This is a genomic window from Agromyces sp. NPDC055658 (assembly GCF_053618155.1).
The window spans coordinates 1-11,944 of record NZ_JBSHHD010000059.1 but is presented as its reverse complement, the minus strand read 5'-3'; the positions used below and the strand labels follow the sequence as shown (position 1 = coordinate 11,944).

Sequence of the window (11,944 nt, the reverse complement as noted above, 5' to 3'; positions counted from 1 at the left end):
AAGGAATCCCACCGATCCAAAGACCGGCTGGGGTTCAATAAATTGGCATTGAACATAGTGCACGCTGTTGAGTTCTCAAGGAACGGACGCACCCGAGTTTCAGTCTCTCGACCTGCCCTCAGGGCAACCTGTCAACCATACCACCTCTTCGCCGGCCTCCGATACACGATCGGATCACATGCGTTCGAGTCACCAACCCGGAGGCCGTGACATCAATTGAGGTGAGGTTTCATCTTAGGCTTGAAATCACCGAGTCGCAATACTGCGCCTTCGAGGTTATTTGGCTAAGATCATCGTCTTCGCGGCCGGTCTGCTTCTCGCTTTCCGCTCCGCCGTGGCGACAAGAAAGAATCTACGCGGCAGGGTCCCGATGCGACAAATCGGCCGTGCATCCCGGGCGTGTCGCGCCCGTCCGGCATGGCCGGGCCGGCGGCATCCGGGCGCGACATCCACCCGTCATCGCGCCTCGGGCGACGCACGGCTCCGCCGCGGTCGCCGCGCCCGCAGCCGGCTGCGTGCCGGAGACGCGTCGACGGCGCCCCTCCTGGTCGGAGGGGCGCCGTCGGATGGTCGCAGCGGTGTCTAGCCGACGCCCTCGAGCGCGTCCGTCTCGGTGTTGCCGATGTTGGCGATGACCTCGGGCCGACGCTTGGCGAGGTGCAGGTACCAGGCGATCGCTGCGATCATCGTGATGAGGAACAGGTACGGGATCACGTTGAGCGGCCACGCCGGCACGGGCCACACGTTCGCGAAGAACACGTACGCCATCGCACCGACCGAGACGACGGCGCAGAACCACACGAGGCCGTTGCGCATCTTCTCGCGGCGCGTGTACGCGACGCAGGCGATCGCGACGAGCGCGTACGCCACCATGTACCCGTAGGTGCCGTAGGTGTCGACCCAGACGACGATGTCCATCGGGTTCACGCCGATCGCGAGCAGCACGAGATCGAGCGCGATCGCCGCGGGGCCCGCGATGAGCAGCACGCGGTGCGGGGTCAGGTGCGTGTCGTGGGTGCGGCCGAATCGCTCGGCGACGACCCCCTCCTTGCCCATGACGTAGATGATGCGCCCGACGACGTTCAGCGGGGCCACGACGACGGCGAAGAACGACGCGCCGACGCCGAAGGTGAGGATCGGGGCGAACCACGTCGGCATGCCGATCTGCGTCGCGATGGCCTCGAGCGGGCTCGCCACCGTGGCGAGGTCCTCGCCGAGGATCGCGATCTGCGTGTACGCGGAGAACACGTAGAGGATGCCGACCGTGACCGCGCTCCACATGATCGCCCGGGGGATGGCGGTGTACGGGTTCTTCGCCTCGCGGCCGAGCGCATCGGCCGACGAGAACCCGACGAAGCCGAGGATGCCGAGCACCATGCCCGCGGCGACGCCCTGGAAGGGCACCCCGTCGAGCGAGAACTGCGCCGGGTCCCACGCCGCCGGCCCGGCCCAGGCGAGCGCGAGGATGAGCAGGATCAGGATGATCGTGACCGAGACGAGCTCGAGCACGAGCGAGACCCGCGCGGACAGCCGGATGCCGCGGATCGTGAAGAGCGTGGCGAGTCCGCCGAGCACGACGGCGAGCGCCATCGACCAGCCGAGGCCCTCTGCGGGAATGCCGATGAGCACGAGGAACTGGTTCATGTACGAGACCGCGCCGCCGAGCGAACCCGCGGCGATGCCCCAGCAACCGACGAGCAGCGCGATACCGGCGAGGTAGGCGCCGAACGGGCCGAGGCCCTTCGCGACGTAGGTGTACAGCGACCCGGCCGAGGCGTGGCGCTTCGCGAAGACGGCGACGCAGTAGCCGACCGCGAGGATCACCAGGGTGGCGAGCACGAACGAGAGCATCGTGCCGTTGCCGGCGCCGATGTAGATGCCGGCAGCGGTGAACGCGATGACCGCGCTCGGTGCGATGTTGGCGATGGCCTGGGCGGCGAGCTCGGGCCCGCTCATGACGCCGCGGCGGAGGCCGGCGTCGACGGGGGCCGACGCGGGGGCGCCGGTCTGGGTGGGGGCTGACATGGGCAACTCTCCAATGAGTCGGGGCGGTGGGTGGGGGTGCGTCGGAACGGGTGGGACGTCGGGTGCTACGGGATGAGCAGCGTGCGCAGCGCCTCGCCGGATTCGAGCTCGTCGAACGCCTCGGCGGCCTCGGCGAGCGGGCGGCGCGCCGAGATGAGCGGGTCGAGCTTCAGCTGGCCGTCCATGTATCGGTCGACGAGCGCGGGGATGTCGATCGAGGGGCGCACCGAACCGTAGTTCGAGCCGAGGATGCGCTGGTCGGCCTCGGCGAGCACGAGCGGTTCGAACGAGGCCTTCGCACCGGTCGGCGGGAGGCCCACGATGACCGCCGCTCCGCCGAGACCGAGCATGCGGATGGCCTGCTCGGTGGTCACGGTCCGGCCGATGGCGTCGAAGGCGTAGTCGACCCCGTCGGGGACGAGCTCGAAGAGCTGCTCGACCGCGTCGGCCTGCGAGGCATCGATGCGGTCGGTGGCGCCGAACTGCAGGGCGAGTTGCGTCTTCTCGGGCAGCACGTCGATCGCGATGATGCGCTCGGCGCCCGCGAGCTTCGCGCCCTGCACGACATTGAGGCCGACGCCGCCGCAGCCGATGACGGCGACGGTCGCCCCGGGCTCGACGGCGGCGGTGTTGAGCACGGCACCGACGCCGGTGGCGACGGCGCAGCCGACGACGGCGATGACGTCGAGCGGGGCGTCGTCGCGCACCTTCACGGCACCGGATGCCGGCACGACGACCTCCTCGGCGAACGACGAGACCCCGAGGTAGTGGTGCACCGGCTGGCCGGCCTGCTCGAGGCGCGACGTGCCGTCGAAGAGCACGCCCTTGGGTGCGACGACCGTCGCCACCTTCTGGCAGCGGGCCTCGTGGCCCGAACGGCAGTACCGGCACTCGCCGCAGGGCGGCACCCAGCTGAGCACGACGTGGTCGCCGACGGCGAGCGAGGTGACGCCCTCGCCCAGCTCGACGACCACGCCCGAGCCCTCGTGCCCCATGACGAGCGGTGCCGGGGCGTCCCACTCCCCTCGCTTCACGTGCAGGTCGGAGTGGCAGACCCCGGCCGCGGCGATCTTCACGCGGACCTCGCCGGCCTTCGGGGCGGCGAGGTCGACCTCGGCGACCTCGATCGGCGTCTCCGGCTGACGGAAGACGATGGCTTTCATGATGCTCCTTCGGATCGCTCGTCCGGGCGGGATCTCGTGCCCGGGCATGGCGATGGTAGGCAGGCCGCCCCACTCACGTCATTGCGAAGAAGTGTGAGTCGAGCGTGAGCTGATCGACATTTCGTACAATCGAGTCGTGGCGCGCCGACTCGACTCCATCGCAGCGCACGTCGGTGCCGAACTCGTGGCCGGGCGTCTCGACGAGTCGGTGCCCGTCGACTCCGCGGTGCCGCTCGCCGACTTCGCCGTCGTGGGCCATCCGGCCTTCGCCACCCTCGTCGTCGGCCGGCCGGGCGAGCTCGCCGCCGCAATCGGTGCGGGCGACGACCGGGCCGCCGAGCTCGCGGCCGCCGTGCTCGTGACGACCGGCGACACCGCAGAGCTGCGCGCAGCCGTCGCGAACGCCGATGCGACGGCGATCGTCGGCGCGACGACGCCGCCCGACGCCCTGCTCCCGACGCTCGTCGCGCTGCTGGCCACCGACCAGGCAGCCGAGGACCGGCTCGTGACGACCGGCACGAAGGTGCTCACGCAGGTCGCCCGCCGGGGCGGAGCGAAGGCCGTGATCGCCGAGCTCGCGCATCGCATCGACGGCTGGGCGGTGCTCGTCGACGTGCACGGCCAAGTGATCACCACCGCGGGCGCCGGCGGGCTGCACGTGCAGGATGCGATCGCGGTCGCGTTCAATCGGCCGGTGCGGGTGCGCCATCCAGGACTGCAGGTGCACCCGGTCGGGCCCGGCGAGGACCTCACCGCCCACCTCGTCATCGCCTCGCGCGAAGGCTCGACGAGCCGGAGCCGCGACCTCGCGTCGCAGGTCGCCGCCCTGCTCGACCTCGTGCTGCGCACCCACGACCAGACGGGCACCGAACGCCTCGGCCGTGCGGTCATGGTCGACACCCTGCTCGCGGGCGGTGCGGAGGCATCCGCGCTGCTCGGGCGGTGGGGGGTGCGCGAACGCAGCCTGACGGCGTTCGCCCTCTCGAGCCGCTCGAAGGCCGTCGACCTCGAACGGCTCGTGACGCGGTGGCTCGACGAACTCGGCGCCGTGCACGTCGTGACCGAGGCGCACGAGCGCGTGCTGGGATTCCTGCGCGACGACCACGTCGAGGCGTTCGCCCGCCGCGTCGACGAGTTCGCACTCGACGGCCGCGCCGTGCTGCGCCTCGGCCTGGGCTCGTCGGCTCCCGGCGACGGCCTCGCCCGCAGCGCGGGCGAGGCACGGCAGGCGCACGAGGCCGCCGTCGCCGATGCCCGCACGGTCGTTCGGTACCGGTCCCTGCCCACCGTGGCGTACGTCCTCGAACGACTCGACGGCGACGGGACGGCGCGCATCGGCGAACTGCTCGACGGCCTGCGCGACGACGACGGCGCCCACGGCGAGCTGCTGCAGACCCTGCGCGTCTACCTCGCCGAGCACGGCGCCCTCGGCACGACGGCCGCCACCCTCGGCGTGCACCGGCAGACGCTCGCCTCCAGGCTGGCCCGCATCGAGGAACGGTCGGGGCTGTCGCTGTCGAGCCCCGACGATCGCGCCGCCGCGTGGCTCGCCCTGCGGGCGCTCGAGCGCTGAGCCAGCGCGCCAGGCGATGCCCGCCATCGGAATTCCGATGCCGGCGGGGGATGCCTCGGAGGGAGACTCGTCGGCGTCGAAAGGAACCCCATGACCAGCATCCTCATGATCGTCACCGCCGCCGACGCGATCGAGCTCGCCGACGGCAGCACCCACCCGACCGGATTCTGGGCGGAGGAACTCGTCGTCGCCCACCGCGCGCTCACCGCGGCGGGAGCCGAGGTCACGCTCGCGACGCCCGGCGGCGCCCCGGCGCCCGTCGACCCCGGTTCGCTGTCGCCGGAGATCGTGGGCGACGCCGCCAAGGTCGAGGAGTTCCAGGGCTACCTCGAGTCGATCGCCGCGGAGCTCGCCGCACCGGCGGCGATCGGCGACCTCGACGCCGCCGCCTACGACGCGCTCGTGCTGCCGGGCGGCCACGGTCCGATGGTCGACCTCGCGCACGACCCCGCCGTCGGCGCCGCCCTCGTCGCGGCCGACCGCGCCGGCGTGCTCATCGCGCCGTTCTGCCACGGTCCGGCGGCCCTGCTCAGCGCGACGCTCGCCGACGGCGGGTTCGCCTTCGCCGGCCGGGCCCTCACCGTGTTCACCGACGAGGAGGAACGCACCGGCGGGCTCGGTGCGGGTACCCCGTGGTTCGTCGCATCGGCGCTGGCCGAGCGCGGCGCGCACGTCGAAGGCGGTGCCGCCTGGTCGAGTCACGTCGTGCGCGACGGCAACCTGATCACGGGGCAGAACCCCCAGTCGAGCGAGGCGGTCGCCGGCGCCCTGCTCGAGGCCCTCGGTGAGCGCGCGGCCTGAACCCGTCGGCGCCGGTGCCCACCGGCGTCCCGAAGCCCGAAACCCGAACGCATCGGAGGTTCAGCCGGCCGAGATCTCGCGGAGCGCGGCCGCGATCGACCGCAGCGGCTCGCGCCGCTCGAGCTCTCCCGCGCGCGTCACGACGTAGAGCGTGTTGAGCGGGGCGAACTCGGGCTCGTGCAGCACCACGAGCTCGCCCTCGGCGAGCTCGTGGGCGACGAGGTAGGTCGGGAGCACCGACATCCCGGCGCCGGCGACGAGGGCGGCTCGGATCGCCCGGAGGTCGGGCAGCACGGCGCGCACGCGGAGCTCGTCGGGCCGATGACCGAACACCGACCGCCAGTACCGGCGCACGATCGGCAACTCCTCGCCGTACGCGAGCACCGGGATCTCGGCGAGCGCCGCCTCGGCGAGCAGTCCGGCCGGGCGGAACGCCGGCGCCGCGACGAGCACGAACTCCTCGTCGACGAGCGGGGCCGCGCTGAGGCCGCGCTGCGCCGGGCGCACCGAGCTCACGACGAGGTCGAGGCGACCCGCGCGCAGTTCGTCGAGCAGCGGTTCCGCGAGTCCGAACCGCATCCGGACGCGCACGGACGAGGCGTCGGCGAGCCGGTCGATGTTCGGCGCGACGACTTCGCCGAGGAACTCGGCCGCGCCGCCGAGGTCGATCGTCACCGCATCGCCGGCGACGGCGGGCGCCAGCACGTCGTCGAGCGCATCGAGGTGTCCGGCGATGCGGCGGCCGAGCGCCACCGCCCGCGGCGTCGGCACGACCCCGCCGTGCGTCCGCTCGAACAGGGCGGTGCCGAGTCGTTGCTCGAGCGCCTGCACGTGTGCGCTCGCGGTGGCCTGGGAGAGGCCGAGCAGGCGGGCGCCCTCGCTCACCGACCCCGCCCGCAGCACGGTGAGGAAGGTGCGCAGATGCTCGAGATCGTGAGCCGCCATCGCGGCGATTCTGCCACAGGGAAGAACTCGGGCCCCGGCTCGGTTGTCGAGAGGAGATCGAACACGAAGGAGACCTCCATGCCGCTCGAGGGCGAGTACGCACCCAGCACCTCCGATTGGGCCCGCAAGCAGGCCGAGAAGTTCGAGGCGTCCGACGGCGCCGCAGCGAACACGCTGCGCGGTCGGCCGATCATCGTGCTCACGACCCGCGGTGCGAAGAGCGGCAAGCTCCGCAAGACCGCGCTCATGCGCGTCGAGCACGCCGGGGAGTACGCGGTCGTCGCCTCGAAGGGCGGCTCGCCCGAGCAGCCCCAGTGGTACTGGAACCTCAAGGCGCACCCCGAGGTCGAACTGCAGGACGGCGATCGGAAGCACGACTACGTCGCGCGCGAGGTCGAGGGCGCCGAGCGCGACGAGTGGTGGGCGCGCGCGAACGAGACCTGGCCCGACTACGCGAACTACCAGACGAAGACCGACCGGCTGATCCCGGTCTTCGTGCTCACCCGAGTCGTGCTCTGACGCCGGCGCGCGGTCACAGCCCGCGCATCGTGAACACCTGCGCGAGCAGTCCCCGCATCGGCGGCACCCCCAGCAGCCGCACCGCGCTGTTGCGCATGACGAGCCGGATGCCTCGTGCCGGAGCTCCCATCGCCATGTTGAAGCGCGCGCGGCGGCACGCCCGCCGGGCCGCGCGGCGACGACGACGACCGTAACCGGCGAACGGGTGCTCGATCGGGGCGCCCCGCCGTTCGGCGGCGGCCGCCTCGCCGATGGCGTCGCCGAGCGCGAGCGCGTCGAGGAACCCGAGCGTCATGCCCTGCCCGCCGATCGGGCTCACCTCGTGCGCGGCGTCGCCCGCGAGTGCGACCCGGCCGCGGTCGAACCGGCCGGCGAGGTGCTGCCTCGCCTCGAAGGTGCTCGGCTCGACGGCCCGGTCGTCGAGTCGCACGCCCACGCGCTCGTGCACGATCGCCGCGAAGCGCGACGCGGCGACCGGGTCGCCGCGATCGGTCGCGCGTCCGAGGTGGGCGACCCACCGGCGGCCGCCGGGCAGCGGCAACGCCTCGACCACGCCTCCCGGCTCGAAGAACAGCCGCGCCACCTCATCGCCCGGCCCGGCCACGTCGGCCATCGCGTACACGGCCCGGCCGGGTCGGCGCCGCCAGGCGATGCCGAGGTCCGCTCTCGTGGAGCTGCGCACGCCGTCGGCGACCACCGCCCATCGCGCCGTGATCTCCGCGCCGTCGGCGAGCTGCGCGACCACGCCGTCTGCGCCCGGCACGAGTCGCACGGCCTCGGAGCCGCGGCGCATCGCCCCGGGCGCGAGCTCGCCGAGGCGCCGTTCCAGCGCCGCCTCGACGACGTGCTGGGGCACCGAGAGCACCGCAGAGGCTCCGGCGAAGCGCATGCGGCCGAGCCGTCGCCCGAGGCATCCGACCTCCCCCGCGGTGATGCGCGCACCCTGCCGCTCGAGTCCGGCGGCCACGCCGACCTCTGCGAGCGCCAGGACACCCGGCGCGTGGACGCCGATCGCCTTCGGCCGCGTCGAGCGTTCGAGGCGCCGTTCGACCACGACCACGTCGAGCCCGCGCGACGCCGCGAGGCAGGCGGTCATGAGGCCGACCGCGCCGCCGCCGACCACCACGACGTCGACCTCGCCCATCCGTTCGCCTCCGGCTCGATCAGTGACGCGGGCGGCCCGCCGCATCCGCCTGCCAGATCACCTCGAGCCGGGACGGCGCGGCGCGGCGCACCCGCCAGCCCGGCGGCAGCGCCGCGGCGAGCTCGGCCGCGGTGTGGCTGCGACGGATGGACGCCAACCCGTCGACGCGGATGTACGAGTCGCGCAGCAGGTTCGCCGCGAACGGCAGCGTGCCGGCGGCGAAGGCCGCGTACGCGAACCGGCTGCGCTCGATGTCGCCGTGCACGACGGTTCCGCCGAGCTCGGCGAGACGCTCGGAGTCGGCGAGCAACGAGCCGAACTCCCGCCCGTCGAGGTGGTGCAGCATGTGGTTCGACATGACGAGGTCGAAGTGACGGTCGGCCTCGGCGAGCTCGCCCGTCGTGACGCCCAGCAGTTCGAGCCCCGGCGCGGGGTCGGCGTCGGCGGCCGCCCTGGCCGCGGCGAGCGCGCGGGGGTCGGGGTCGATCGCGGTGATCTCGAGCCGCATGCCCTCGGCCGACGCCTGCCGGAGCCACCGGCGCGGGAGGTCGGCGGCGCCCGTGCCGACGTCGAGGAGCCGGGTCGTCCAGACCGGTGAGAGACGGGGCCGGATCCAGTTGCGGTAGACCGAGCCGCCACCGGAGACCACCCGGTTCACGAGCCGGAACTGCTCGAAGGTGCGGGCGAGCATCTCGGGGTCGCACCCGGGGTCGTCCATCAGCTCGCGGGCCGACTCGTCTCGCGAGCCGAGCGACCGCCAGAGCCCGCCGTCCTTCCGCACGGTCAGCACCGCTCCCTCATGCCTGCAGCACCGTCATGAGCGCCGACTCGACCGTGAGTCCCGGACCGAACGCCATCGCCGCGACCCGGTCGCCGCCGGCGGCGTCGCCGTCGAGGATGCGGCGCAGCACGAACAACACGGTCGCGCTCGACATGTTGCCGAAGTCGCGCAGCGTGTCGCGCGCCGGCACGAGCTGCGCCTCGCTCAGCACGAGCCTCGCCTCGACCTTGTCGAGGATGCTGCGACCGCCCGGGTGGATGGCCCAGTGCTCGACCGCCTGCCCCGAGGCATCCGTCTCGAGCGCCTCGGCGAGCGCCGCGTCGTGGGCGAAGAGCGGTTCGAGCGCCCCCGTGATGTGCTCGTCGATGATCGCGGGAATCGCGTTCGAGAGCACCATCTCGAAGCCGTGGTCGCCGATCTTCCAGGCCATGTCGCCCTCACCCGTCGGGGTGATGCGGGTCGCGAAGCGGTCGAGCGCGAATGCCCGCTCGCCGGGCTCGGGTTCGCGGGCGGTGACGATGGCGGCCCCCGCGCCGTCGGCGAAGAGCGAGGACGCCACGATCGTGTCGGGGTCGTTCGACGATCGCAGGTGCAGCGTGCAGAGCTCGACCGAGACGACGAGCACGACGGCCGAGGCATCCGCCTCGCAGAGCTGGGCGGCGAGCCGGAGGGCCGGGATTGCGGCGTAGCACCCCATGAACCCGAGGTGGTAGCGCTCGACGCCCGCGTCGAGGCCGAGCTCGCGCGCGATCATGAAATCGGGCCCGGGCGCGTAGAAGCCCGTGCAGCTCACCGTGATGACGTGGGTCACGTCGGCGGCCTCCACGCCGGGCGTCGCGTCGATCGCGGCGCGACCCGCGGCGACGTAGAGGCCGGTCGCGTACTCGGCGTAGAGCTCGTTGCGCGCCTTCGTGCCGGGGAAGAGCAGCTCGCCCGACGCGATGTCGAAGAACACGGGTTCGTCGGGGTGCGCGTCGCGACTGAGTTCGCTCAGCACCGTGTGCCGTGTCTCGATGCCCGAGACGTCGAAGCTCGTCGTGATGATGCGCTGCGCGAGCCGGTTCAGCCCGGGCTGCGCGGCGAACACGTCGCGCACCTCGGGCTGCACGAGCACGGTCGGCGGGACGGCGGTGGAGAGTCCTCGCAGTGCGACGGTCATGCCCCATCGTAGGGTCGTCGAGGGAGCGGACGGCAAGGGGTGGTCCCGATCCCGCGCCGCCGCCCCGTCCGCCGCGCGTCGTCGTCCCGTCCCCGCAATACGGGTCTATCCGCGCGCCGGCCGCCCGCCGTATCATGCAGTCACGATCGCAGCGGTCGGTTCGACGGCGCACGGAGCGGGGATGCGATGGACACGGAACCGGCGGCGAAGCAGGCCTCGCGCGCGGTGATCCCGCTCGCGATCGCACAGTTCATCATGGTGCTCGACAGCTCGGTGATGAGCGTCTCGATCAGCCAGCTCGTCGAGGAGTTCGACACCACCGTGTCGACGATCCAGCTCGCGATCACGCTCTACGCCCTCGTGATGGCCGCGCTCATGCTCACGGGCGGCAAGATCGGCGACCTCTTCGGCCGGCTCAGGATCTTCCGCATCGGGCTCGTGATCTACGCGGTCGGCTCGCTCATGACGGCGATCGCGCCGACCGTCGAGGTGCTCATCGTCGGCTGGTCGTTCATCGAGGGCGCCGGCGCGGCCCTCGTGCTGCCCGCCCTGGCCGCACTCGTCGCCGGCAGCTACGAAGGGCCGGCCCGGGCGCGCGCATACGGCATCATCGGCGGGGTCGCGGGCGCGGGCGTCGCGATCGGCCCGCTCCTCGGCGGCTGGCTCACCACCGAGTACTCCTGGCGCTGGGTCTTCGCCGGCGAGGTCGTCTTCGTCGTGTTCGTGCTCGCGGTGAGCCGGTGGATCACCGACGACCACGTTCGCGAGCGATTCCGCCTCGACCTCGTCGGCGCGCTCCTCTCGGCGCTCGGGCTCGCGCTCGTGGTCATCGGCGTCCTCCAGAGCGGCACCTGGGGCTGGCTCCAGCCGCTCCAGTCGCCGATCACCCCGTTCGGCTTCGCACTCACCCCGTTCGTGATCGGCACCGGGCTCCTGGTGCTCTGGGGCTTCTTCGCGTGGGAGCGCAGGGTCGCCGCTCGCGGACGCGTGCCCCTGCTCGACGTGCGCAACCTCCGCATCCCCGCATTGCGCTCGGGGCTGGCGAGCCTGCTCGCGCAGAACCTCGTGCTGCTCGGCATCTTCTTCGCGGTGCCGCTCTACCTCCAGGTCACCCAGGGCATGGACGCGTTCCAGACGGGCATCCGGCTGCTGCCGACGTCGATCGCGATGCTCGCCGCCGCCGCGATCGGCGCACGCCTGGGCGGGGCGCTCGGCGCCCGCGCGCTCGTCCGGACGGGACTCGTCACGATCGTGCTCGCCTGCCTCGTGATCATCGCGACGATCGAGCCGGTGCTCGCGACGACGCCCTTCGCCATCGGCATGGCGCTCGTCGGTCTCGGCGCAGGCCTGCTCGCGTCGCAGCTCGGCAACGTCGTGCAGTCGTCGGTGCCGTCGGAGGCCCGCAGCGAGGCCGGCGGCCTGCAGTACACCGCGCAGAACCTCGGCTCATCGCTCGGCACCGCGCTCATCGGGTCGTTGATGGTCGGGGCGCTCGCGTCGTCGGTGCTCGGGCTCATCGCCGCCGATCCCGACCTCGAGTCGGCCGTGCGCGACCAGGCGACCGTCCAGGTGTCGCAGGGCCTCGAGTACGTCACCCCGGCGGAGGCGGAGGCGGCGCTCCTCGAGGCGGGCTACCCGGCCGAACAGGTCGACGACCTCGTCGAGCACTACGCGGCGTCGCAGCTCTGGGGCGTGAAGGTCGGCATGCTCGCGTGCGCGGTGGCGGCGCTCGCCGCCCTCCCCGCGACCCGCCGACTGCCCGGCCGCCGCGACACGGCGGCGCTGACGTCCGCCTGAATCGGCGGCGAACACGACGGATGCCGCGGGCCACAGG

The 11,944-nt window shown here is 72.6% G+C and carries 10 protein-coding genes; 4 read left to right on the top strand and 6 right to left on the bottom strand.

Annotated features, from left to right (window positions below):
- Nucleotides 1-582: 582 nt before the first annotated feature.
- Nucleotides 583-1,956, bottom strand: a complete 1,374-nt coding sequence (locus tag ACWGPE_RS18015) for an APC family permease (RefSeq protein ID WP_308191672.1) — start codon at nt 1,954-1,956, stop codon at nt 583-585.
- Between the two features lie 134 nt (nt 1,957-2,090).
- A complete protein-coding gene (locus ACWGPE_RS18010; protein ID WP_231429502.1) occupies nt 2,091-3,188 on the bottom strand; it encodes an alcohol dehydrogenase catalytic domain-containing protein in 1,098 nt (365 codons plus the stop codon).
- 136 nt (nt 3,189-3,324) lie between these two features.
- Here ACWGPE_RS18010 and ACWGPE_RS18005 point away from each other — a divergent pair, with 136 nt between their 5' ends.
- Nucleotides 3,325-4,761, top strand: a complete 1,437-nt coding sequence (locus ACWGPE_RS18005) for a PucR family transcriptional regulator (protein WP_452049198.1) — start codon at nt 3,325-3,327, stop codon at nt 4,759-4,761.
- Between the two features lie 90 nt (nt 4,762-4,851).
- The gene (locus tag ACWGPE_RS18000) at nt 4,852-5,562 is read left to right on the top strand and encodes a type 1 glutamine amidotransferase domain-containing protein (protein ID WP_452049197.1); all 711 of its coding nucleotides are present in this window, start codon (nt 4,852-4,854) and stop codon (nt 5,560-5,562) included.
- A 60-nt stretch (nt 5,563-5,622) separates the two neighbouring features.
- Here ACWGPE_RS18000 and ACWGPE_RS17995 read toward each other — a convergent pair whose 3' ends face one another.
- Nucleotides 5,623-6,507, bottom strand: coding sequence for a LysR family transcriptional regulator (locus tag ACWGPE_RS17995; protein WP_231429498.1), 885 nt, complete (start codon nt 6,505-6,507; stop codon nt 5,623-5,625).
- Between the two features lie 78 nt (nt 6,508-6,585).
- Here ACWGPE_RS17995 and ACWGPE_RS17990 point away from each other — a divergent pair, with 78 nt between their 5' ends.
- The gene (locus ACWGPE_RS17990) at nt 6,586-7,026 is read left to right on the top strand and encodes a nitroreductase family deazaflavin-dependent oxidoreductase (RefSeq protein WP_231429497.1); all 441 of its coding nucleotides are present in this window, start codon (nt 6,586-6,588) and stop codon (nt 7,024-7,026) included.
- 13 nt (nt 7,027-7,039) lie between these two features.
- On the opposite strand, the gene ACWGPE_RS17985 is transcribed toward ACWGPE_RS17990, so the two are convergent.
- The 3 genes from ACWGPE_RS17985 to ACWGPE_RS17975 are packed head-to-tail and all read right to left on the bottom strand — an operon-like array spanning nt 7,040 to nt 10,110.
- Nucleotides 7,040-8,170 carry an FAD-dependent oxidoreductase gene (locus ACWGPE_RS17985; RefSeq protein WP_452049196.1) on the bottom strand — a complete coding sequence of 377 codons (1,131 nt, stop codon included), beginning with the start codon at nt 8,168-8,170 and terminating at the stop codon, nt 7,040-7,042.
- Nucleotides 8,171-8,189: 19 nt separating this feature from the next.
- Nucleotides 8,190-8,960 carry a methyltransferase domain-containing protein gene (locus ACWGPE_RS17980; RefSeq protein ID WP_452049195.1) on the bottom strand — a complete coding sequence of 257 codons (771 nt, stop codon included), beginning with the start codon at nt 8,958-8,960 and terminating at the stop codon, nt 8,190-8,192.
- Between the two features lie 7 nt (nt 8,961-8,967).
- Entirely contained in the window at nt 8,968-10,110 is a 1,143-nt protein-coding gene (locus ACWGPE_RS17975) for a type III polyketide synthase (RefSeq protein ID WP_275507041.1), read from the bottom strand.
- A gap of 186 nt (nt 10,111-10,296) precedes the next feature.
- Between ACWGPE_RS17975 and ACWGPE_RS17970 the strand changes: the two genes are divergently transcribed.
- Nucleotides 10,297-11,907, top strand: coding sequence for an MFS transporter (locus ACWGPE_RS17970; RefSeq protein ID WP_376930080.1), 1,611 nt, complete (start codon nt 10,297-10,299; stop codon nt 11,905-11,907).
- Nucleotides 11,908-11,944: the final 37 nt, after the last annotated feature.

Coding starts and splice junctions, on each gene's coding strand:
- ACWGPE_RS18015 (WP_308191672.1), bottom strand. CDS start 1,956: ATGAGCGGGCCCGAGCTCGCCGCCCAGGCCATCGCCAACATCGCACCG.
- ACWGPE_RS18010 (WP_231429502.1), bottom strand. CDS start 3,188: ATGAAAGCCATCGTCTTCCGTCAGCCGGAGACGCCGATCGAGGTCGCC.
- ACWGPE_RS18000 (WP_452049197.1), top strand. CDS start 4,852: ATGACCAGCATCCTCATGATCGTCACCGCCGCCGACGCGATCGAGCTC.
- ACWGPE_RS17995 (WP_231429498.1), bottom strand. CDS start 6,507: ATGGCGGCTCACGATCTCGAGCATCTGCGCACCTTCCTCACCGTGCTG.
- ACWGPE_RS17990 (WP_231429497.1), top strand. CDS start 6,586: ATGCCGCTCGAGGGCGAGTACGCACCCAGCACCTCCGATTGGGCCCGC.
- ACWGPE_RS17985 (WP_452049196.1), bottom strand. CDS start 8,170: ATGGGCGAGGTCGACGTCGTGGTGGTCGGCGGCGGCGCGGTCGGCCTC.
- ACWGPE_RS17975 (WP_275507041.1), bottom strand. CDS start 10,110: ATGACCGTCGCACTGCGAGGACTCTCCACCGCCGTCCCGCCGACCGTG.
- ACWGPE_RS17970 (WP_376930080.1), top strand. CDS start 10,297: ATGGACACGGAACCGGCGGCGAAGCAGGCCTCGCGCGCGGTGATCCCG.